The organism is Weissella paramesenteroides (genome assembly GCF_051903945.1).
Classification (GTDB): Bacteria; Bacillota; Bacilli; order Lactobacillales; family Lactobacillaceae; genus Weissella; species Weissella paramesenteroides_A.
Map to the genome: position 1 here is coordinate 734,558 of NZ_CP192268.1, position 23,516 is coordinate 758,073.

The 23,516-nt window shown below is 31.6% G+C and carries 15 protein-coding genes and 2 pseudogenes; 14 read left to right on the forward strand and 3 right to left on the reverse strand.

The genetic code is table 11. The features are described from left to right. Nucleotides 1-22: 22 nt before the first annotated feature. The 8 genes from ACQ4QH_RS03455 (at nucleotide 23) to ACQ4QH_RS03490 (ending at nucleotide 15,648) form a co-directional block, all read left to right on the forward strand. Nucleotides 23-763 (forward strand): hypothetical protein, encoded by a 741-nt coding sequence (locus ACQ4QH_RS03455; protein ID WP_439819286.1) that lies wholly within the window; start codon nucleotides 23-25, stop codon nucleotides 761-763. 16 nt (nucleotides 764-779) lie between these two features. Continuing rightward, nucleotides 780-4,775 (forward strand): CDP-glycerol glycerophosphotransferase family protein, encoded by a 3,996-nt coding sequence (locus ACQ4QH_RS03460; RefSeq protein ID WP_439819287.1) that lies wholly within the window; start codon nucleotides 780-782, stop codon nucleotides 4,773-4,775. A gap of 21 nt (nucleotides 4,776-4,796) precedes the next feature. Further along, nucleotides 4,797-5,243 carry a glycerol-3-phosphate cytidylyltransferase gene (gene tagD / locus ACQ4QH_RS03465; RefSeq protein ID WP_439819288.1) on the forward strand — a complete coding sequence of 149 codons (447 nt, stop codon included), beginning with the start codon at nucleotides 4,797-4,799 and terminating at the stop codon, nucleotides 5,241-5,243. Between the two features lie 30 nt (nucleotides 5,244-5,273). Beyond that, entirely contained in the window at nucleotides 5,274-6,500 is a 1,227-nt protein-coding gene (locus ACQ4QH_RS03470; RefSeq protein WP_439819289.1) for an SGNH/GDSL hydrolase family protein, read from the forward strand. Nucleotides 6,501-6,599: 99 nt separating this feature from the next. Further along, nucleotides 6,600-7,994 (forward strand): hypothetical protein, encoded by a 1,395-nt coding sequence (locus tag ACQ4QH_RS03475; RefSeq protein ID WP_439819290.1) that lies wholly within the window; start codon nucleotides 6,600-6,602, stop codon nucleotides 7,992-7,994. Then, on the forward strand, nucleotides 7,991-11,452 hold the full coding sequence (locus tag ACQ4QH_RS03480) for a bifunctional glycosyltransferase/CDP-glycerol:glycerophosphate glycerophosphotransferase (RefSeq protein ID WP_439819291.1): 3,462 nt from the start codon (nucleotides 7,991-7,993) through the stop codon (nucleotides 11,450-11,452). Before ACQ4QH_RS03475 ends, ACQ4QH_RS03480 begins: the two co-directional genes overlap by 4 nt. A gap of 540 nt (nucleotides 11,453-11,992) precedes the next feature. Then, complete coding sequence (locus tag ACQ4QH_RS03485; protein WP_439819292.1) at nucleotides 11,993-13,135, forward strand: CDP-glycerol glycerophosphotransferase family protein; 1,143 nt, start codon at nucleotides 11,993-11,995, stop codon at nucleotides 13,133-13,135. Between the two features lie 779 nt (nucleotides 13,136-13,914). After that, entirely contained in the window at nucleotides 13,915-15,648 is a 1,734-nt protein-coding gene (locus ACQ4QH_RS03490; RefSeq protein WP_439819293.1) for a hypothetical protein, read from the forward strand. A 390-nt stretch (nucleotides 15,649-16,038) separates the two neighbouring features. On the opposite strand, the pseudogene ACQ4QH_RS03495 reads toward ACQ4QH_RS03490, so the two are convergent. Both ACQ4QH_RS03495 and ACQ4QH_RS03500 read right to left on the reverse strand, forming a co-directional pair. After that, nucleotides 16,039-17,571: pseudogene (locus ACQ4QH_RS03495) on the reverse strand (IS3 family transposase). A gap of 70 nt (nucleotides 17,572-17,641) precedes the next feature. After that, nucleotides 17,642-17,722, reverse strand: a pseudogene (locus ACQ4QH_RS03500) (transposase); the annotation flags it as partial. 183 nt (nucleotides 17,723-17,905) lie between these two features. Here ACQ4QH_RS03500 and ACQ4QH_RS03505 point away from each other — a divergent pair. The 3 genes from ACQ4QH_RS03505 (at nucleotide 17,906) to ACQ4QH_RS03515 (ending at nucleotide 20,532) form a co-directional block, all read left to right on the forward strand. Then, nucleotides 17,906-18,130: a hypothetical protein gene (locus ACQ4QH_RS03505; RefSeq protein WP_439819294.1), complete on the forward strand. Its 225-nt coding sequence runs from the start codon at nucleotides 17,906-17,908 to the stop codon at nucleotides 18,128-18,130. Further along, entirely contained in the window at nucleotides 18,130-18,570 is a 441-nt protein-coding gene (locus ACQ4QH_RS03510) for an IS3 family transposase (RefSeq protein ID WP_439819295.1), read from the forward strand. The genes ACQ4QH_RS03505 and ACQ4QH_RS03510 overlap by 1 nt, the downstream gene beginning before the upstream one ends. A gap of 387 nt (nucleotides 18,571-18,957) precedes the next feature. Continuing rightward, nucleotides 18,958-20,532, forward strand: a complete 1,575-nt coding sequence (locus ACQ4QH_RS03515) for a GH25 family lysozyme (RefSeq protein WP_439819296.1) — start codon at nucleotides 18,958-18,960, stop codon at nucleotides 20,530-20,532. A gap of 92 nt (nucleotides 20,533-20,624) precedes the next feature. Here the strand turns inward: ACQ4QH_RS03515 and ACQ4QH_RS03520 are convergent, their stop codons facing one another. Then, nucleotides 20,625-20,852: an integrase core domain-containing protein gene (locus ACQ4QH_RS03520; RefSeq protein WP_439819500.1), complete on the reverse strand. Its 228-nt coding sequence runs from the start codon at nucleotides 20,850-20,852 to the stop codon at nucleotides 20,625-20,627. A 272-nt stretch (nucleotides 20,853-21,124) separates the two neighbouring features. Here ACQ4QH_RS03520 and map point away from each other — a divergent pair, with 272 nt between their 5' ends. From map to ACQ4QH_RS03535, 3 genes are all read left to right on the forward strand, one after another. Beyond that, a complete protein-coding gene (gene map, locus ACQ4QH_RS03525) occupies nucleotides 21,125-21,907 on the forward strand; it encodes a type I methionyl aminopeptidase (RefSeq protein WP_439819297.1) in 783 nt (260 codons plus the stop codon). Between the two features lie 31 nt (nucleotides 21,908-21,938). Further along, entirely contained in the window at nucleotides 21,939-22,562 is a 624-nt protein-coding gene (locus ACQ4QH_RS03530; RefSeq protein WP_439819298.1) for a sugar transferase, read from the forward strand. A 159-nt stretch (nucleotides 22,563-22,721) separates the two neighbouring features. Then, complete coding sequence (locus ACQ4QH_RS03535; RefSeq protein ID WP_439819299.1) at nucleotides 22,722-23,495, forward strand: DUF4422 domain-containing protein; 774 nt, start codon at nucleotides 22,722-22,724, stop codon at nucleotides 23,493-23,495. The last annotated feature ends 21 nt before the right edge of the window (nucleotides 23,496-23,516 follow it).

Here is a 23,516-nt window from a genome sequence, read left to right on the forward strand (position 1 = left end):
TATAAAGCAGGGAGATGATTTTATGAATAATCAAGTTAAGATTATTGTCAATAATTTGGATGCTCAAGAAGTTAAGAGGATTAAATTATATGTAAAAAATTTAATCCAGATAGTTGGTGAAAACCTTGCAGTAACTATTTTAGATCCACGTTATAATGGTGACTACAATAAGCAGTTGGAAAAATATGATGATATCATATCGGTATTACCTAATAGTAAAATTAACAGTTTCTACATATCAATATATTTACATAGCGATAGGCAAGACAATATTAAACAATTTATAGAATCGTATATTGGTAAAGAAAAGTTCACTATTGAAAAAAATGAAAATGGACAGCAATTTCTTAAACAAGACGGACAAACTAGGGTTAAAGTTAGTACAAATATGGCTGGTCAGATAACGGCAGTTGATTTTATAAAAGCAGGGCAAAATATACCTCACCAACGTGTGTCGGTAAATAGCACTGGAAATATTCAAGTTATTCGTTCCTTTAGTGAAAAAAATAGACTGCCTCTAATTGATAAGTATGTTGATACAGAGTTAAAAACGCAAATGGTTGTCCATTTTGATGAAAGAGGTTTCCGATCGGGTTACCAATTAACCTCGCAGGAAGAACCAGTTGTTTACAGTGAAATTGATTTATATGAACAGTGGTTTAACAGAGTGATAGAAAAAGATGATTATATTATCAATGTGAATCGTCATTACGATGTTTTGTTTGAACATTACCACGATATAAATAAGGTATTTTTGATGTAAATTTAGGTGATAAGAAATGATTAATTTAATTCCAAAAATAAAACGATTAGCACACATTGTAGAAGTCGCTATGACTTATAAATATTCTGATTTGAAAAGGACTCGTGAATATTACATTCGTCACTATGACAATGCTCAGATTGATTCACATGTTGTGTTATATGAGTCACGTGATGGACAGTCAATGACCGATTCACCATTAGCAATTTTTCGATACTTAAAAGCAAATAAGCAATATCAAGATTTACAACATGTTTGGGTTGTTACTGATACTAGTAAGAAGCATATTGAAAAAATGGTAGCTAATCTCCCAAAAGATTATGGAAAAGATATCATTTGGATTAAACGGAATTCTATTGATTATGCAAAATGGTTATTAAGAGCCAAGTATTTGATTACTAATTCAACTTTTCAGTCTTTTTGGCATAAAAAAACCGAACAAATTTATATTAATACTTGGCATGGTACGCCATTAAAATTTATGGGATATGACATTCCAGGATCAAAAACATCATTGAAAAATGTTCAACGAAATTTGTTTATGGCGGATTATATTATTTCGCCTAATGAACATACATCCCATGTGTTTTTAGATAGATATAAGTTAAACGGGCTATATCAAGGAAAAGTATTAGAAGCAGGATATCCTCGGATTGATTTAACCTATGGAAATAATCATGAAGCAACGCTTAATTATTTGAAACAACAAGGTATTCAGATAGACCAAAAAAAGCCAATTGTTATGTATACACCAACTTGGAAGGGGACTTCTATTACTAATCCATCGGGTAGCATTAATCAAATCTATGAAGAGATTAAAGTATTAAAGCAACTTAATCCAGATAAAAATATCTTAGTAAAGGTACATCCGTATGCTTACAAACTAGCTAGTCGTCATGAAGAATTGAAAGCTTATTTAGTGCCAGATGAAGTTGATGCTAATTTAATTTTGGGAATTACTGATATATTAATTACTGATTATTCAAGTATTTTCTTTGATTTTATGGTAACTGATAAACCTATTATTTTTTATGCTTGGGATCATGAGCTGTATAGTAGTTATCGTGGTATGTATTTTAAGGATAGTGAATTACCAGGGCCAATTTTTGACGATATTAAGCGGGTTGGTCAGGCTTTACAGCAGATTGACCAAGTAATTGTAAATTACAAAGTAAAATATCAGTCATTAAAAGAGAAGGTTGTACCATACGATGATGGACAAGTGACTAAACGAATTGTGCAAACAATTTTTGATCAAAAAAAAATTAATGGAATTAAATACCGACGAGCAGATGGGTTAAATAAAACAAAAATTTTGATATATCCAGGTGGTATGGGAAATAATGGAATTACTACCAGTGCAATTAATTTGAGTCATAATTTAGACTATGATAAGTATGATGTGACTTATTTATTATGGGATAATAATAATGATGAAATTGTAAGAAACGTATCTAAGCTGGATGATCATATTCGTATTATGTATCGTTTTGGTGTAACTGCGTTAACTCGACCAGAGAACAAACAAGATCGTTATATTAGTGAGCATGGAATTAATAACTGGTCAGATGATAACATTCCTAAAACTGGATACTTACGTGAATCTGATCGGCTGTTTAATAGTGTTCAATTTGATACATTAATTGATTTTTCAGGATATTCTTATAATGGATCAAAATTATTTGCCGTTATGCCACGAAAAAACTTGGTTGTTTATCAACATAATGATTTATATGCAGATTCGCAAAAGGTTATTAATGGTAAAAAAGTACATGCCAAAAAACTAAACGCCTTATTTACGTTATATCCTGTGTTTGACAAAATTGTTTCTGTATCAGAGACACTCAGGCAAATTAATCAGAAAAAATTGGTAAAATATGTTCGCCCAGAACAAATGGTTGCGGTGCCTAATTCATTAACTATTCCAGTGAACAATAGTGAAGTAAATGAGTCAATTAATATACCGACTATAGAGGATTATCAAGCACCAGCCACTTTGAGAAAAACAGTAGTTAATGTATTTTGTTCCTTGGTGGATATCCAAACAGGTACGTATAAGCAGATCAATATTATGCCTACGAATGATATTCGTGTTGTAGGGCGAGCTACATTACAAAATAAAATATATTTTAAACTTGCCATTGATGATTTACCAAATGGGTGGGTACAAGCAAAAGACATTAGCATTCAAGAGACAAATGAATTGATATATCATTCAGAATATCATCAAATTGGTTGGATTTATAATAATAAGCGTCGGTTGTTTAAAACTCCCTATTTAAAGGGCGAGGATACAGGTGATGTTATTGGTCAGGCAAAATGGTTAAATCATACTTTTGTCAAAATCGTTTCATATGCAGAAACAGGTGATGGCGTTTATTACCAAATAAAACTACCTAAAAGTAATCAATTGGGATGGTTAAAAGCAAGTAGCATCCTACTCATGCAACAATCAGATCGTTTTGCATTTTATCAGTGGCTATGGAATTGGATATCAAATAAGGTTACTGAAGAAAAATATGATACAGGTGTTGCTCAATTATTTACACTCATCCGTAATGCAGATTTGACAAATCAGCCCTTAGGTTTGAGTAAGCGCGGTACTAAGCATCGTCAATTAGTAAAGTCCAATAAATTGTATGTTGCTACGGCCAATGCACAAACAAAAAAAGGACACTATTTGCAAGTTAAAATTGGACAAAAAAATTGGTGGATAGATGAACATGATGTTCAGTTGCAAAGTATTGACATACCAATTACTGATGAACTAGCTTTTCCAATTACTAACTTTATTAATCAACCAATTGAAAAAGCACTTGTTTTTAGTGAAAATATTAAAAAACAAATTAATTTACAATTTGATAACATGCCGGATGATTTAGAAATCATCGCGGGTTACTCTGTACCGAAGTATAAGGATAATAAACAGATAGTTGAATTATATTCTAAAACCTTTGATGAACAGTTAATATTACCAGCGTCGGAATTATTTGCGATTGATACGAGTCATTTTGATCTTCATTATGGTTTTGAAAAGACTACAAACATTGCTGTGCATAAAACGCTAATGGACGATTTACAAGATACCGTAGCTGTTGATGATATTGTGGAGATAGCTCGAGTTTGGAATTGGCAACGTCAAGCATTCATGATTTATGTACGTTTTCTAAATCAATATGGCTGGATCTCCGATGATGTTATTACAAAATTTAAGGTAAAGAAAACAGTGTTAGTTGAAGAACGGGTTGTTGATGAACAATCACAAATTAATTTACAGGTAGATGTGTTACCAGTTGATCAACCAAGTTCTGTTTTGAAAATTGATCAACCTTGGATTACAAGGAAAGTTGATGTTTTTTCAATGGGACATCATTTTAGTAAGTTAGTTCGGCAAAATGGTCAGACAATCTTAATGGCGGATGATGGTCAGATTAAGCTAATTAATGAAATTTCGGATGCTATGTCTGATAAGTTACTGTATGCAAATGATCGCAATTGGGGAAATTATGATAATTTTGTATTTGTTGCGGTAGGGCGCTTGTCGCCAGAAAAAAATCAAACTATGCTTCTGGATGCGTTTGCTAAAGTTTATCAAACACATCCGGAGGCAGAATTAATTATTCTAGGTGAAGGTATTATTCGCCAAGATTTGGAAGAACAAGCGGTTGATTTAGGTGTTTCAGATGCAGTCTTGTTTACTGGACAAGTAGATAATCCAAATGATTATCTTGCAATGGCTGATGTCTTTGTGCACCCGTCCTTATATGAAGGTCAACCTATGGTATTATTAGAAGCAATGATGCAACACAAGCTCATCGTAGCTACAAATATTGCTGCTAATGTTGGTGTGTTAGGCAATCAAAAATATGGACTATTAACACAAGATGTTTCAACCATGGCCTTTACAGATATGATGTTATTCGCCATTGAAAAGCAAACGAGACTAGAAAAATTTAATATTGAGGACTATCAGCAACGTGCGCGGCAAGCGTTTGGTAATTTACTTAAGTAAATATTAAAGGAGTTAAAGACTATGAAACGAATTATCACATACGGAACATTTGATATGTTGCATTACGGGCACATTAATTTATTACGTCGTGCTAAGCAATTAGGAGATTATTTGATTGTTGTCTTATCAAGTGATGAATTTAACTGGGAATCAAAGCAAAAGAAAACGTATTTTTCATATGAAAAGCGTAAGCAACTATTGGAAGCAATTCGCTATGTTGATTTAGTAATTCCAGAAAATAGTTGGGAACAGAAGATTTCTGATATGAAGGAATATCATGTGGATACATTAGTTATGGGTGATGACTGGTCTGGAAAATTTGACTTTATTGAAGAAGAGACAGATACCGAAGTTATTTATTTGCCACGAACACCTGAAATATCAACATCACAGATTAAGAATGATTTAAATAATAAAAAACTAGCAACGGATGTTGATACATCTAAGATTGATGTATCAGGTAATTAAGTTAAACCAGTAATGGGGAACGTTAAACGTATGACAGTTAAAACCAAAATAAAAAAAGTTTTAAAACAATTATTTAATAAAAACGATTATTCTGACTGGACTAATAAGAACATTATTGTGTTTGGTGATAGTATTGTTGCTGGACAAGAACTGGTCAGAGAAGAGACACCTTATCGTGATATAGTTTATGCTAAGTTAGCTTCATATTATCTGCATGCACATAAGTTAGAAAATTTTGCGGAAACTGGTACGGGACAATTTAAAGGGCAACATCATTTAGACAAATTAGCTGGTTGGACACATAGTTTTGAAGGTAGTATTGTACATTATCAAAAGGAAATTAAAGATGCGCAAGTTGTTCTGATTGCTTATGGCAATAATGATTGGAAACAACCTAATCCAGATGGAACACTGCATTCATTGGGTGAAGTAAAAGACAAATTGCGTGGTAACATTCAACATATTCGTCAAATAAATCATAATATCCAATTAGTAGGTATCTTAGAAACAATAGCTTTTAGAAAATATAAACCAGCTTGGAATTTAAAGGGACCTAATGGGTTTACTTATGCCGAAATGCTAAGTGCTTTTACGGAGGTTTATCAAGAATGTCAAATACCTATTTTTGATATTCGAGATTATCATTTAGGAAATCACATCGATGAATATGTTGACGACCGTGATCATTTTACGTTACCCGTTCACAAATTAATAGCTAAGTGTTTATCGGATTTTGTTAGACATGCTTATCAATCACCTAGTCAGCGATTTGGTGAAACTGTTAAATTTATATATAATGACAATTTATTTGAAGATTCTAAAATGAGACAACAACTATTTCAAAAAATTAATGAATTATCAAAACAAGGTAAAAAATCTGAAATTTTATTTTTTGACTGGGTAGATAATTATCAAAAAACATTAAATAAATTTTTAGAGAATGGTAATGTCCCGTCTGACTTAAAAATTACTAATATCTATCAGTATTATGCGGCACCATTAAATTATGGTGAAGAAGTACAAATAATAGCTGAAAAAGATGGTGTATTGATTAATAATCATGATGTACAATTTATCCAACGTAATAAGGATAAATTTTTATTAAAACAAGTTGATAATAGTTGGTCAAAAGAAATGACCTATGATGAATTAAAACATTTATGGGTGAAACATTATATTTCATTGAAAGATGAAGTATGTGTATGGAACAATGGACAATTCATAGAAATTGATTCATTAGAAATAGCTTGGAAGTAAACCAATTATTATGGAAAATTGATTTTAGTTACTTTAGTTTGAAACGTGATGAGACGATTGATTATTGATTAAATCAAATTGGTGTGGGGTTAGTTTAATATGGGAAATAATCATATTATGAAAAACTTATTTCATAAAATAAAGGGTAAAGATAATATTAAAGAGAAGGGGAAAGAAAATAAACTAATAAAAGACATTAGGTTAGTAAGTGTTAAAAAAAATACAAATAATAAGCTTGAATTTTTATTAACAGAAAATATAAAAATAGAAAAAATTTATATAGTTAATGAAAACAAATATTATAATATGGAATTCTATCAAAAAAGCCATGTTATTTATTTAAATTTACAAATTCCGAATGAATTGATTTGTGATGAAGATACAAAATACAATGTTTATTTTTTAAGTGAGTTTGGACCCTTACGACCATTTTTACCAAATGCTCAAATAATAGATTCTAAAATGAGAAACTTTGATATTGAGTCAAATGGTGATGTACATGGATATATTTATTTTTCAAAATCATATAAAAGGGCTATGTTGCAGTTAAAAAAGCAAAAAATACCTAATCTAATTAAAAAAATGAAAATAAGCAAAAAAGAAGCATTTAGTTTTAGCAGTTTTAAACTAAATGATAGTTATATAGATTTATTTTTTGATTGGAAAAAAGATTTTGGCAAAAATTATAAAATTATTTTGGAGAGAGGGGGAAAATGGCAAGTATTACAAACTGAATGGTTAGTCGGAAGCGTACGGGGATATTTTGATGAATCAGTTTTAGCTAATATGGCTCCTGAATTTGGATATACTGTTAGATTTTTGTGCCAATCAGATGTTAACGATGATGTTATATATGAATTAATGGTAAATGGTAATAAAAATTTTCAATTAATGAAGTATAAAAATCATGTTTATTCATTTATATGGAATACTATTGAAAATTTGAGATTTTATTCTTCTAATGATGGTAAATCAAGATTGTTATATCCCGATGGTACTTTTGTAAATAATATTTATCTGGAATATAAAGAAAGACCAGTATTCAAAAAAATTAATATTATTATGGAAGATGACGGCTGGATCAAAACGGATATAGATATAACAAAAGATAATTCAATGTATAAAGGAATTTATACTGTTTATCAGAATGATACGTCTAGAATTTTAGGAAGTTTTAATAAAATAAATGATTTACAAGAGGCATTTGCGCTTCCAAATAAATTGAATGTTTTAGCTAAAGTGCAAGATAAACAATTATTTTTTTTCACAGAGCAAGCTACTGATATAATTAATGTATGGGTAACTTTTAAGGAAAACAAAAAAATGTACTTACAAAACACTAGTATTAATAGTGAATTCCAGTTTTCACTTAAAAATAATAATATAAAGAATATTAATGATATAATTTTTGAGTATTATACATGTGATGAGAAAATTAGGTATAAATCTGTGTCAAAAATTAGCGATATTATTGTTATGGAGAATGGAGAATGAAAAAGAAACTTGCTGTTGTTATTCCCATGTACAATGTGGATTTGTTTTTAGAAAATGCATTGGATACATTATTAGTACAAGACCTTACAGAACAAGAGTTACAAGTTATATTAGTAGATGATGGGTCAACAGATAATACTGGAAAAATTGCTAAAAAGTATGTTACTAAATATCCCAATGTCTTTGAATACCACTTATTTGAAAACGGTGGTTTAGGTGCTTCAAGAAATCGGGGAACTAGGTTAGCTGATTCAGATTACATTACTTATTTTGATCCTGATGATGAAATCGTTCCAGGCAGTTATCGATTAGCATTGGATATACTACATGATACAGATAGTGACATTTTAATAGGTGGTACTAAGCGATTTAACAGTAAGAAAGTTTGGAATTCGTGGATACATTCAAAAGCTGAAATAAAAGAGCTTCGTAAGATAAAATTTTCTGATCGCCCAGAGTTGGTCTGGGATTCAACTGCATGGAATAAATTATATAAATTAGATTTTATAAGGGAAAATAATCTTTATACTCCAGAAGGAATTTTATATGAAGATATGCCAATGGTTGTTCCCGCATTGACTCTTGCAAACTCTATTGATGTAATGAAAAGTACATTGTATATGTGGAGATCTAGAGATTTTGGAGCACCTTCTATTACTCAAATGTCAAGTAACGAAACAAAGCCTTTGATTGATCGTTTATTTGCAATGAAACTAATAATAACGGATTTAAAAAAATATGGTGCTTCAGAAAAAATTTTTAATGCACAATTGGATAAATTTCTGAATTTTGACGTTATGGTTATGTTCGCAAAAGATAAATTTGAACTTTTTACGAAAAATCAAAAAAAAGAGATTTTTAATGCATTAAGAGAATTTTTGCAATTACTTACAGATAAGCAAATAGAAAGAGCTAATTTTCATGATTTAGTTTATTTCAGACAAATTCTAAAAATTAGTACAGTGGATGAATTTAGTGAATTAACGATAAATTTTTTGCGAGGAAACACAAAATTTAAAGGATATTGGCAGGATGGATTATACAGATTAACAAGTGATTTATCTACTTTTTCTAAATCTGTAACTTCAATTGATATGAAACCTGTTATCAAGATAGAAGAGGCTAAATTTGAAAAAAATAAATTGATTATTAATGGGTTTGCTTATGCCAAGTTTTCAGATATGTCAAGTGATAAAGTTGTAACGGATGGTAAAATATCATTATTAGATGATAATCAAGATCTTTTGCAGGACAATGCAGGAAGTATTGTTTTTAAAAGTAATCATCGAATTATGGCTGCATACGGATATAATAAAACGCATTTTAATAAAGATGGTGCAGATTTCAATTATAATTTTTCAGGATATGAGATTACAATTGAACTAGATGATTTAAAAAAAATAAAAGAAAAGATGATCTTTTTATTGACTGTGAATATAGACGGGGTTCAAATTAGAGAGTTTATTAAAAATCCTATTAGTGGTCACATAACACGGCCAGATGTTTATATTTCAGATGATGATAATGCATATCAACTAACCTACGATAAAAATTCTTGGGTTATGCAATTGGAAGTTACTAAAAAAGTTCCCGTATTAAGGAAAAATGAAAAAAATCAGTTAGTCTATAATAGTTCACAAAATGATTTATACTTACAAGCAGGTAATATTAAGAAAAAACTCAAAGTATTTAACAATTATGTGTATTTCCCATTGGAGTTACAAAGGTTGTTAAAAAAATATGATAAAGTTGCAAGGCATAAGTGGCAATTTATAAAGGTTTCAAGTATTACTGGACGTTCTGAAAATGTATACTTTTCTGCGGATAGTCCTCTTCATCATGAAAATAATGCTAATTTAGAATTTACTTATGCGGATCAAAATGGTTTCGCAGTGAATCAGATAACGCGTGTTTATCCAATATTGAAAAGTGTGGCAATTAATAATAATAAATTGTCCTTAACTTTTAAATTATCTGGTTGGTTAAATGAGGCATGTAATGTTCAAATTATTGGAGATCCTAAACTACCTGATTTGATTTGGAATACAACGAAAGTAAGTAAAGATTTATATCATTTATATTTACCATTAAACAGGAATGATTTTAGCAGTAAGCCTTGGTTAAATTTTTATGTTAGATTGACTTTTAAAGATGGATATCAAACGAACGAGCTATTACGTTGGGGACCAGATAATTTTGAAATTAAGAATAATTGGGTTGAGGCAGGTAATATTGGCTGGTTAATTTGGGAGGTTAATCGGTATGAATTGGGTGGCTTTGCAGTAAAAAGAACTGATAATCGTGTGTATCGCCAACGGTATTTAGGAGAGTATGAAACCTTTTTAGAGACAGATTATCAACAATGGGTAAAAGAACCATTATTGGAAAAGACTGTAGTATGGTCATCATACTGGGGAAAAGGTAATAAACTTGAGTCTAATCCAGGTGCATTATTTAATTATTTTAAAACAGTTCATCCAGAATTTAATAATGTAATCGTGTTGGAAGATGCCATTAGCGATTATAGTGATGTATTTCCAGATGCAACGGTCATTTCATTTAATACTAAAGAATATTGGTATTACTTGGCCAAAGCAAAATATTTTGTCAATGATGTCAATTTTGAAGAAATGGGTAGAATTAAGAGATCTGATCAAATAGAGATTCAAACAATGCATGGAACGCCACTTAAAAAGATGGGATTTGAAGTATTGTCAGATTGGAGAGATGGCACATATGAGAACTATTTGCGTAAAAATAAAAATTGGGATTATTTAATTGTTCCAAGTGATTATGTGGCGGAAGTTGCACAGAGAGCATATGCAGTTCACCCTAAACTACTTAAAACGGGGTATCCTCGTAATGATTTATTGTTAGAATCAAATGCTAAGTTAGATTTATGTGACTTAAAGAAAAAATTGAATTTACCTCTGGATAAACGCATAATTCTTTATGCTCCAACTTGGCGATTGAAGGGACAAACGGATATAAATAAGTATATTGATGTTAAATCTTTATATGAAAATATACCAAGCGATGTTGTTATATTGCTTCGTTCCCATACGTATGAAAAGTGGGTAAATTTAAGTAGTGTATTTTGGGATAAGATTCGCTATGCACCACAAGATTCTAAAATAGAAGATCTATATTTGGCTTCCGATGCCGTGATAACTGATTATTCATCTGTTATGTTTGATTATGCCTTGTTAGATAAGCCTATGATGTTCTTTGCATTTGACTATGAGGAATATATTACAAAACGAGGAATAAATTTTGATTTGAAGCAAATAGCGCCTGGTCCATTCTTAGAAAAACAATCGGAATTAGAAATGTGGCTAAATAAGTTTGAAATTATTAATAGTGTATATTCAAATAAAATTAAGAAATTTAAAAATAAATTTTGCCAATTTGAAACGGGACATGCTAGTGAAAAAATTGTAAAAGAAATTTGGAATTAAAATATTATACGATTTATCTATGATTTTGGATGATGTGTGAATTAAAAAATTAAAAACATTTAGAAAACATTAAATTTCTAATTAATCCTTTCGTGAAGAAAGAACAAATGTCACTATAGATGACCAATTAATTTATCTTATAAAAAAAGCTAATTTGTTTAGCAATTAAGTTAGGACCTTTGTGTCATTATGAAAATATAAGCTTTTTTTGACAGGCTAAGTTACTGGAATGTGAGTATCGTAGAAGCTGTGTGATGTTTTCTTATGTCTTATTATTAATTTTTAGTAAGAACTTGATATGATTGTCCATGTTATGTATTTTTTGTTAAATGTTTATTAGGCAGATCAGTTACAAAAGGTCTGCTTTTTTAATTAGTGAATTAGTGGGCTAGCTTTAAGTATGATAATATTGTTATCAGCATATTTAGAAATTATATACTAAATAGAATAATTTAGTCCGTTATTAATTAACTATGGAATATAACATCTTATACCTTTTCTACCTTGGTGAGGTGAGGGTTAAGAGTGAAGGATAACACTATGGGACAAATACAAAAATTAAAAAATAATATAAAAAACTCATCTTTTTTTGGCATGATTTATTTGGTAATCATGTGGTCATTTATTAAACTATTACAAATATTTATTAAACCAAATAAAAAACAAATTATGTTTATTTCGTACAGTGGTCGGCAATATTCTGATACGCCAAAAGAAGCTTACAACATGCTTCGAGAAGATCCAAATTTTAAGGATTATGAGTTTGTGTGGGCATTTAATAAACCAGAACTTTTTGTGCAACCTGAATTAGGACGCAAAGTATCCGCTAATTCACTAGTGTTTTTTTATCATCTATTAAAATCTAAGTATTGGGTTACCAACTCTAGTATTGATCGGCTAGTGCCATTTAAGCATAAAAGAAATGTTTACATTCAATTTTGGCATGGTATTCCAATGAAAACACTTGGACATGAAGAAATTGGCTTATCACCTCTAGTACAATATTGGTATGATCATGTGCAATTTGATTTTATGTTTACATATGGTAATTATGATTTACAAAAATTCAAAGAAATTTTTCCAAAAACAAAGCATTTTGTAGAACAAGGACAATTACGCAAAAACATTGTGATACGTTATCAAAAAAATATATCGGCTGCGCAGATTAAACGTCAGTTGGGAATCACGTCAGAAAAGCCAGTTTTATTATATGTACCAACTTTTAGAGGATATCAAGCTAAAGAGCAAACCAATTTAACGCAAGCAGCATTGAAAGAATTGACAAAGAACTACACGGTTATTTACCGTGGACATTATTTTTCTGAAAGTGTTAAGCAAGGGCAAGTAATTACTGCTGACACGTATTCTTTGTATAAATTATTTATGATAACGGATATATTAATTAGCGATTTTTCAAGTGTTTTTTTTGATTTTGCTGTTTATGGAAAAAAAATCTATATGTTCCAACCGGATATTAACGAATACTATGCTCGACGTGGTGTCTATTTGGATGCAAAAAAAGATTTAGGATTACCTGTTGCATATTCCGAAGCAGAATTAATGGATTTATTACATACTAATCATTATGATTATGGAGTACTAGCAAAGATTAGTAAGCAATATAATGATCATGATGGAGATGATGCTGTGACAGCATTAAAGAATATCTTGAAGCATGTATAGTGAGTGATATGTAATCTAAGAAAAGTTAATATAATTTTCTGGGTAACGATTTGTGTGGTTGATATTTATGCCATAAATGGAGTATGTATATGATTATGGTGCCATATTAAACAAGTTTTTTGGTATTTTGTGTTATACCAATGAATATATTAAGCTAATGAATTTATAAAATTTTGATTTGTGGATAAAATAATTCTGTTTTTAAATATATGTCCAAAGAAGCTACTACCTTGTGCACTATTTGGCATATAATCTATCTTAGATATTGAACGTGGTATTTAATTTGTTTCTATCAATTTAATCCAAATTAGTCATCAATGGAGTCTTGATTGCCTCATATAATGTGTTTACGCACAGCTTTTATTTCTGTGATAATGTTATTATAGAAGGCTAATTTTGTTACAAAAAGATACAAAAAAGTTGAAGTATATTGATGCTAAAATGTTTAATATATTTCAACTATATAATGAATTTATTCAGCAATATGGTATTTCTACTGAATTGATTTGCCTGTGTGTGAAAAATGCTAATAAGAATAGTCCTTCAAAAAAGATTGTTTTGGAATACAAGGATGTCTATTGATTAAGTAATGTGTCACTAAGGGGGTTAATATGGTCCTAATTATAATTAGTTAATTAATCAACTATTAAAAATAACAGTCTATAAGTTTAAATAAGGGAACTTTTTTAGAATCAAAAAGAAAAATTATTTATACTGCTAAGGAAAAAGGGTGTAGGAAATTGAGAAGAGGGTTAATTAAGAATTCTAGAGTAAATAAGGTGTTAATTTCTATTTTTATAATTTTAATAGTGTCATTTATTATTGTTTCACCACAAATTTATCAAAAGTATATTGTTCTAGGACATGATGTTATGTTTCATTTTAATCGATTTTATGATTTATATCGTCAAATTGAAACAGGTCACTTTAACTATTTTCAATCAAATTATGGTTTTGATAATAGTGGCAGAATAATTAATGCCTTATACGGCTATGATTCAGCTTTTTTTCAGGCAATCCTACTATATATAACTAAATCATGGTTAAAATTTCAGATTATATCCTCTTTTTTGTGCTTAGTTACTTCAGGAATTACAATGTATGCTTTATCAAAAAAAATTGGTATTTCTAACAAATTTGCAGTTCTTTCGGGTATTCTATATATGACTAGTGCATGTGTAAACTATTATGTTAGATATCAAGCATTCACGGGTTGGGGAGCAGCCTTTCTTCCTTTAATTTTTATTCCGGCAATGTATGCTTTACAAAACAAAGAAAAACCAATAAACTCTATTTATTTGGCAATACCAGTGGCTATTTTAATAAATGTTCATATAATGAGTGCTGTTATGGGCGTTTTAGCAATTATTCCATTTTATCTGGTAAGTTTTGTTCAAACGAAAAAAAAAGGTCAATGGATTAAGGATGCTTTTGTTGCAGTTTTATTAGTAGTTTTGATGTCTTTGAATACATTGTATAGCTATTACGAAGTGTTTTCGTCTAATAAGATACTTTCCCCATTTATTTCTAAATCAATGTTTTTAGATGCATTTAACTTATCAATCACAGGACCTTCATTTCAAAAGAGTGCCGGAGTTATTTTTAGCATTATATTTCTAATAACTATTGCTTTCAGTATTCTTAATTGGCAACGTCAAACTAGGGGGAAAAAAGTAATAGATTCAGTTGGAATCAGCTTTTTAATTTTGTCTTCAACTTTGTTGCCATGGGATTTTCTAGCTAATCATTTTACATTTATTTCTATTATTCAGTTTCCTAGTAGGTTCTCGGTTATAGCGTATATTTTACTTATAATTTCTTTTTTTCTAAATATTAAGGGATTATATGAAATGGGAAATGATAAAATAAAATTAATTATAGGTTCTATGGCATTGGCTCTTACTTTATTATCTGTAGTTTCAATTCATAATATTATGGTTGAAAATGCTAAAAATTGGCAGGTGACTCCTTTAGTGACGGGGGATAACAAGAATGATGTGAGAGTAGAAAGTATGGAGGAAGTTCGCAATAATTTTAGAAGTGAAGACTTGGGAAAGGCTTTACAAACTATTTCTAAAGGAACACCAGATTATTTACCGATTTCAGGAGAATACAGCAATAAAGAAATGTATGAGAAAAGAAGGCCTTACACAATGTATATAAATGAAGTCATAAAAAATGATATTGTGACTAAAAAAGAGGTTCTTAAAGATGGAAGCATTTCTCTAAATTGGAAACAGGCAAAGAAGGAAGAAGTTATTCTACCAATTATTATTTACAACCACAGTACGGTAAAAATAAATGATGTGAACTTGCCATCTAAAAATGTGAATAAAACTGAGATAGGTTCGTTAAAAATGACTGCTAAAAAAGGTCAGAATCATGTTATTGTTGGATATCAGCCCAAAATAAAAATGAGTATTATTTTGAGTATTAAGATTGTAACTGTTTTAAGCGTCTTTCTTTATTTAATCGTAAAAATAATTGTTACAAAATTCTTTTTTAATAATTAAACGGGATCATAAAAGAGTTATCAAATATAATAGTGATTACCATCAATTTATAGATTATCCGTATAGGAAACATATTAACATTAGAAGCAGGAACAGATATGACGATATCTGTTCCTGCTTCTTTAATTGGCTCAATGTCAAGTGGCATGAAAAATCGTAAAATCGACAAATTGAGTTTGTGAAAACAGGCTGTTCGTCAAATGGTACTGATAGCAGAATTATTTAATTGAATAGCTTGCACATCAAGCAACTGAATTCTTCACGAATTTGGTTGCTTTTTTTGTATAGTTTTGTGAGTAGAAGCTGTCTTTAAAAGCAATTAAAATGCGTATGTAAAGGGTCATCGTAAAATGTCATAAAGGGCGTGCGGATATTTTTCTGAACCAATTATTAGCTTAAATTACGGCTATGCCGATATTCTGATAAGCTTTTCCCTTCTAAAGAAATTTTTCGACGTTTGGTATTGTACCAATGAATGTATGAATCTAATGATTTTCTAAAATCTTGATCAGTCTTTCCAATCCAATTCTGTGAATAGAAAAATTCTGTTTTTAAATGGCCAAAGAAGCTTTCAGCTTGCGCATTATCTGGTGTATAACCCTTCTTAGACATTGAACATGGTAATTGATGCTCTTTCATTAATTGAATCCAAACTGGCCAGCGATAGTGTGCACCTCGATCAGAATGAACAATGGGCTTCTCAGACTCTGTTAAGGTTTCTAATGCGGCACGTAACATAGCATTAACTAACTCGGCATTGGGATGCCTACCAATTGTCCAACTAACAATTTGTCCATCGAAACAGTCAATGATGGGTGATAAATAAATTTTATCAGCTTGAATAGTAAATTCTGTAATATCAGTGACCCATTTTTGATTAGGTTTATTAGCATTAAAATCACGCCTTAGTAGATTGGGCACAGCGGGTGATATTTCACCAGCGTAAGAACTATATTTTTGATAGCGACGATTGATAACCTGTAAGTTTTCTTCTTTCATCAGACGACGAATCACTTTTTCTGATAGTTGAATACTTTCATCTGCAAGTTCTAGTTTCATACGTCGATAACCATAGCTTGCATAATTTTGTTTAAAAATTATTTTTAGCCGTGGACGAATACTGGCATATTTATCATCACGTTCGAAAACATGTTGTTGGTAAAAGTAGCTACTTTTTGAAAGTGATAACTGACTTAAAAGTGTTTTCAATGAATATTTTGATCGTAAGGCATTAATCACTTGTACTTTTTCAGCATTTGTTAAAATTAATTGATTAATGCCCTGTTCTTTTTTAGCAGGTAATTAACTTGTCGTAAAATATCATTTTGTAGTTCTAATTCTTTAACTCTAGCACGTAATGCAACTGTATCTAGAGCTGTTGGATCTACTGTATTTTTTAATTCATTTGATTGTGCGGGAAAGTCATCACCTAAAAGGTCAGCTTTCCCGTCATATAGAGTTTTTCTACTAACGTGATATTGATTGGCTATCTGTTGCACAGTTTGTCTCCGTTCGTAGATGGCTGCGACAGCTTTTGTTTTTATTGCTGTTGTGGCAGCTTCCTTCGAAGCGGTAGATGGTGATTTTTGCACATGCAATGAAATATCATAACGGGAATCCGCACGTAACCACTTGCGAAGGATTTGTTTTGATGGATAGCCCAGTGCTTGAATAGTTTTCATAATAAATTGCCCATGTTCAAAATAATAATCGGTAGCAATTTTTTGTTGTTCAGTTGTAAATTTAGGCTTTTTATCTAACATCTAACCGCTTTAGTGATAACGCATCAGTCTAATACGCTTTAATCCACGCTTTTAAAGTACCTACTGATGGATATCCTAAGTCTCTTGTAACTGCCACCCAGGCACGATTATACTGATAGAAAAGGTTAATTGCTTTTAGTTTTTGATCTTTTGTATACATAAACTTATTTTACCTTAAGTCCAGAATTTTGTCCGCATTCCCTTATGACAGTTTACGATGGCCCTTGACAGCGTAAACGAAATAGTTTAAAGTTACGGAATCCGTAGGCTGTACGTTTAATGACTTTGATTTTATTGTTGGCTCCCTTAACAGAGGATATTAAAGTTGTATCAAATCGAATCAGGCGTGGATTAGAATTGTCATTTCCTGAAATGAACACGGCTCCTATACTGAATTTACGCACAACTTTTATTCGTGCGATAATGTCACTATAGGAGCTTAATTTTATGGCAAAAAGATACACAAAAGAATTTTTAAAGATACTGTTGTTGAAATGTTTAACACGGGAAATTATACCTATGATGAACTGGCTCAGGAGTATGGTCCTTCGGCGGACTCTATTCGTCTGTGGGTTAAAAATACCCGGCCTGTTGGTATTGATGAAAACGGCGAGACGGTGACTTTAGCCGAGTACAAGAAGCTTCAGAAGGAACTGAAGCGTGTCAAAGAAGAAAATGAAATTTTAAAAGTAGCAGCGGTGTTACTGGGAAAGCGTTAATGCAGGGCGGCCGTCTGGTCGTCCTTTCTGTTATCAGACAGAGTTTATCTCAGAGACACCGCTTATCTGCTATATTATCTGCGTTTAAGGTACCGCACCGAACTTATTACGACTGGCTAAACTATGCACCATCTCACCGTGATAAACGGCGAAAAAAGTTAATTAGCTTGGTGCATGCACTTTGGAAAGCCCATCCAGAATACGGCTACGTTCGTATTGCAAAGGCAATTCGACAGACTTTTAAATTAAAACTCAGTAATCGTACAGTTTGGTCAATCATGTCTAATCTAGGAATTCATTCGATTATGTGCCACAAGCGGAACCGTAAACCAACAACCATTACCCAAAAACCACAAATGCCTAATTTAATCCAGCAACTAGATGATCTTTCAGGCGTTGTGACAACAGATATTACTTATGTTCAACTGAAATCTGGTTGATGGGCATATGTTTTAACGGCCTATAATCCTGAAAATCGTCAAGTATTGGCATTTCAAGTGAGTGATCATATGACAGCTGAATTAGCTACTGAACCAGTCAAACAGTTAATTGATCGTCATTATCCATTTAAGATTGTCCATCTGATAATGGTCGCCTTGGGGCATATCATTCTTTAAGAATGAGCTAGCAATTTGAAATAAATTTGTGCGGGTTATTGACATTCCTGCATATTGCTTGATTATAATTGCTTATAATAAAAATATTAATAATTTGATGACTATTTTTTTAACCGTTGATAAATAACTGTTCATTTTTAATTTATCAAATATAGTAAGATAATTCAGTGCTTTTGAAAGTACAATCCTACAATATGAGGTAAGTTTAAGATGTATTATTTTAAACGTTTTTTAATTGTGTTGCTAATTGGTATGTTGGGTACTCTAATGTTAGCAAAATGTATTTCAGCTAACGGCATACCAAGTATAGTTGCCGGTCAATCGGGAATACCAAGGATTGACTTTGTGGATGTCTCATCATGGAACGGTCGTCTTTTATCCGATGATTTTAAAAAAATGAAGGATTATGGTGTGAAAGGCGTTGTTGTTAAATTAACTGAAGGCAAGTATTATTTGAACCCAAATGCACGATTACAAATAGATGGTGCTCGTCAAGCAGGGTTAAAAATAGCGGTGTATCATTATTCAAAATTTGATTCACCATCAGAAGCAGCGCTAGAAGCAGATTATTTCTTAAACCATGTTAAGCAGTTTGGATTATCTCGAGAGACAGTTTTAGTAAATGATTTAGAAGATGCACAGACGCAACAACCAACTGTAACTGCAAGTGCGGTTGTATTTCGTAATTGTTTGGTGAAATCGGGCTATTCAAAACATATGGTGTATACATCTCCCAATTATATAACGGTAACAAAGTTTGACGTGCGATTATTTGGAAATCGAAATATTTGGATGGCGTCATACCCATACCAACCAACAAGTAGCAATTTATGGCATACCCAATATGGGGCATGGCAGTGGAATTCAAAAACCAATTTTCCAGGAGTTTCCGGGCTGTTTGATGTTAGTGTAGATTATGGATCGACTTTTTTACAACAAGCTAAGCCAATTGAGCCTCAGAATACCATCATTAATAGGAATCAGCAAAAGAAGTATAACGATAATCTAAATGGATATCATCGTGACGGCAAGGGGTGGTATTGGTTTGAAAAGGGAAAACGATATACAGGTTTCAAACATTATATGGGGAAATACTATTGGTTTATTAATGGTGTTCGACAAAATAACCAATGGAAGAAAAATGGGAGATATTGTTATTATTTTGGTTCTAATGGTCAGGCTGTTCAGGGAATAAATAAAATTGGACAATATCAATACTATTTTGGTGAAAATGGCACGTATTTCTTACACATTAATAAAGTTTTAACAATTAAGGGACAAGCTTATTATGCTAATGCACGGGGAGTATTGACCCTATATCAAGGGTACCTTAATGCTAATACAGGGTGGCGTTGGTACGAAAAGGGTAAGCTATATACTGGTCGACGATATTATAGGGGATCTTACTATTGGTTCAATAAAGGAGAACGGCAAAATAATCAATGGCGACGGGATGGAAAATATCGCTACTATTTTGGTATTAATGGAAAAGCAGTTCAGGGAATTAAAAAAATAGGCCGATATCAATATTATTTTGGTGAAAATGGTACGTATTTCTTACGCGTCAATAAAGTTTTAACAATTAGGGGACGAACTTATTATGCCAATGCACAGGGAGTACTGACACCTTGTAAGGGATACGTCAAGACTGATATGGGATGGCGTTGGTATGAAAAGGGTAAGCTATACACTGGGTTCCGATATTATAAAGGATCTTATCATCGGTTTAACAAAGGAAAACTACAAAATAATAAATGGAAGAAGCCGAGGGAATATACCAATTAAAGAAAGTGGTTAATCAATTTTATAAAAAGCTGTTAATTTGACATGTGTACTAGGCCCCGACAAGTTGACGGTTGAAATAATATAAAATTGAATTAGGCACTCTTGCCATTGTAAATGGTCATATTCCGGAAATCCTCCGGGGTATGACCATTTATTGTTTCTGAGCGTCGCATAAGATTAAAGTAATCAATTCCTGCTTTGATTGCTTCAATCGCTTCTTTTAATGTGTAACTGTGTTGCTTATCCCACCATTCCACTTTAAAGTCATTCCAAAACTTTTCCATGATGGCGTTGTCGTATGGCGTGCCTGGACGAGACACGCTTCGTCGCGCATTGTGACGGCTCAAGTAATTTTTGAAGGCTCCTGATGTATAGGCGGCTCCTCGATCAGAGTGGACTAAGACATCCTCTAGGGGAGTATAGCAATGAATGCCAGATTAACGGCTTTTTTAATAGTGCTAAATTTGTGGGGATGCCTTTTATTAAAAATAATGTACTATAAGTGAATGTTAAGAAAAGTTAGCAAGAATTGTTCAAGTAAGCGTATAATATTACTAGTTAAACTGAATTAAGAAAAGCAGGTTAAAAACAAATGATTACAATTAAATCACAACGTGAAATAGAAGGCATGAAAAAGTCCGGTGAAATTATTGCGGGCATGCATAAAGGTCTACGTGAATTAATCAAACCAGGTATTTCAACTTGGGAGATTGAAGAATTTAGTCGCAATTACATTGAGAGTCACGGTGGTCGTGCCGCACAAATTGGTTTTGAAGGCTTTAAATATGCAACGACTGTATCTGTTAACAATGAAGTTGCGCATGCCTTCCCTAGGAAAAAGTTATTCTTAAAAGATGGTGATCTAGTTAAAGTGGATACTGTTGTTGACCTAGATGGTTATTACTCAGATTCAGCATGGTCATATGCGGTAGGAAATGTTTCTAAAGAAGTGCAACGATTAATAGAGGTTACCAAGAAAGCACTATATATTGGGATTGATCAAGCTCAAGTTGGTAACCGTATTGGTGACATTGGAGCAGCTATTGATAAATATGTGACTGAAGAAAACGGTTATGGTAATGTTCGTGAGTATATTGGACACGGAATCCAACCAACAATGCATGAAGAACCTGCTGTACCACATTATGGTAAAGAAGGACATGGTCTACGATTAAAGGCAGGGATGACAATTACTATTGAGCCAATGGTTAATTTAGGTGGTTGGAAAGTAAACACATCAACTGATGATGGTTGGACCGTAACAACTGACGATGGTTCTTGGTCAGCACAGTATGAACATGTGGTGGCTATCACTAATGACGGTCCCAAAATTTTGACGTCACAAGATTCGGAATTTGATGCAAAATATCTATAAAAAGCATTAGCAATAAAAAGGAGGTTTCGAGTTGTCAGAAACCGGATACTTATTTACGAAACGATTTTTAGATATTTCTGTTTCATTATTTTCTTTAATTATTTTGTCGCCAGTATTTTTAATTGTTTCGATATTTTATTATTTTGGTGATAATCGCGGCCCCATTTTTTATCAGCAAATACGAATTGGCCAGAATCATAAAGAATTTAATATTTATAAATTTCGTTCAATGGTAGTTGATGCAGAAGATAGATTGTATACTAATAAGTCTTTGTATACAAAATTTGTTAAAAACGGGTACAAATTATCAACAAAAGAAGATCCACGTATTACAAAATTCGGATCATTCTTACGCAAAACATCAATTGATGAATTACCACAATTTATCAATATTTTAAAAGGAGATATGAGTATTATTGGTCCACGTCCAGTAGTACCGAAGGAATTAGTTGAATATGGCGAATATGTGGACAAGTTTTTGTCAGTAAAACCAGGTGCAATGGGGTTATGGCAGGCAAGCGGTCGCAGTAAAATTCATTATCCAGAACGTGCTCAACTAGAAATTAGTTATGTTGATCAAGCTAGTTTATGGTTTGATTTTAAAATTTTATTTATGACAGTTATTGCCATCTTTAAAGGCGATGGTGCTATGTAAAGTAAAGAACAACGAGACTATTCTACTTAAAACACTTGTATATGTTAGTATTTAATTGTAGTTTCGTCACACCAACAAATGTCTCATTATGACGCATTTTGTTGATGTTATTTTTTTATTAGTGTTTTATTTATTGAGTAGAGGGAGACGTGTTAAATCATGAAAATTTTGATTGCAACGCATAAGGAATATGACATGCCTAAAATATCAGGATATCATCCAATTATGGTGGGGGCTTCATTACAAAATAATATTCCGAACGATTATTTACGAGATGATTTAGGTGAAAATATTTCAGAGCTTAATCCATTTTTTAATGAGCTAACGGCATTGTATTGGGCAAAATATAATTTATGTGATGAAGATATTATTGGATTAGATCACTATCGAAGATATTTAGGTAAAAAATCAGGTCATAAACTTCAGAATATACTCAATAAGCAGCAAATATACGATGCTTTGGATGAAGTGGATATTCTTTTGCCAAAACAACGTAATTATTTTATTGAGACACAAAAGGTGCATTATTTAAATGCACATAATCATGAACCATATATTGAAATGGAAAAAGTTATTAGAGAAAAGTTTCCAAAATATTTGCCAGCATTTGAAATAATGGAGCAGAATAAAAAGGCCCATTTGTTTAATATGAGTATTATGAAACAAGCAGATTTTCAATCCTATACAAATTTTATATTTGGTGTATTAGATGAAGTGGCGAAAAGTATTCCGTTTGAAACATATGTGGGACAGGAGAAAAGAGTATTTGGATTTTTATCTGAGCGACTAATGGATACCTGGCTTTATACCGAAAAGAAGACTTTCCGCGAATTTCCAATAGTTGCTACCGAAAAGACGAATTGGTTAGATAAAGGTATACAATTTTTAAAAAGAAAATTTTTAAGAAATTCAAATAAGAAAGTTCACTTTTAAACTGAATTTTTGATGAGTAAC

Coding starts and splice junctions, on each gene's coding strand:
- tagD (WP_439819288.1), top strand. CDS start 4,797: ATGAAACGAATTATCACATACGGAACATTTGATATGTTGCATTACGGG.
- ACQ4QH_RS03515 (WP_439819296.1), top strand. CDS start 18,958: ATGTATTATTTTAAACGTTTTTTAATTGTGTTGCTAATTGGTATGTTG.
- ACQ4QH_RS03480 (WP_439819291.1), top strand. CDS start 7,991: ATGAAAAAGAAACTTGCTGTTGTTATTCCCATGTACAATGTGGATTTG.
- ACQ4QH_RS03470 (WP_439819289.1), top strand. CDS start 5,274: ATGACAGTTAAAACCAAAATAAAAAAAGTTTTAAAACAATTATTTAAT.
- ACQ4QH_RS03485 (WP_439819292.1), top strand. CDS start 11,993: ATGGGACAAATACAAAAATTAAAAAATAATATAAAAAACTCATCTTTT.
- ACQ4QH_RS03535 (WP_439819299.1), top strand. CDS start 22,722: ATGAAAATTTTGATTGCAACGCATAAGGAATATGACATGCCTAAAATA.
- ACQ4QH_RS03505 (WP_439819294.1), top strand. CDS start 17,906: ATGTTTAACACGGGAAATTATACCTATGATGAACTGGCTCAGGAGTAT.
- ACQ4QH_RS03510 (WP_439819295.1), top strand. CDS start 18,130: ATGCAGGGCGGCCGTCTGGTCGTCCTTTCTGTTATCAGACAGAGTTTA.
- ACQ4QH_RS03455 (WP_439819286.1), top strand. CDS start 23: ATGAATAATCAAGTTAAGATTATTGTCAATAATTTGGATGCTCAAGAA.
- ACQ4QH_RS03460 (WP_439819287.1), top strand. CDS start 780: ATGATTAATTTAATTCCAAAAATAAAACGATTAGCACACATTGTAGAA.
- map (WP_439819297.1), top strand. CDS start 21,125: ATGATTACAATTAAATCACAACGTGAAATAGAAGGCATGAAAAAGTCC.
- ACQ4QH_RS03475 (WP_439819290.1), top strand. CDS start 6,600: ATGGGAAATAATCATATTATGAAAAACTTATTTCATAAAATAAAGGGT.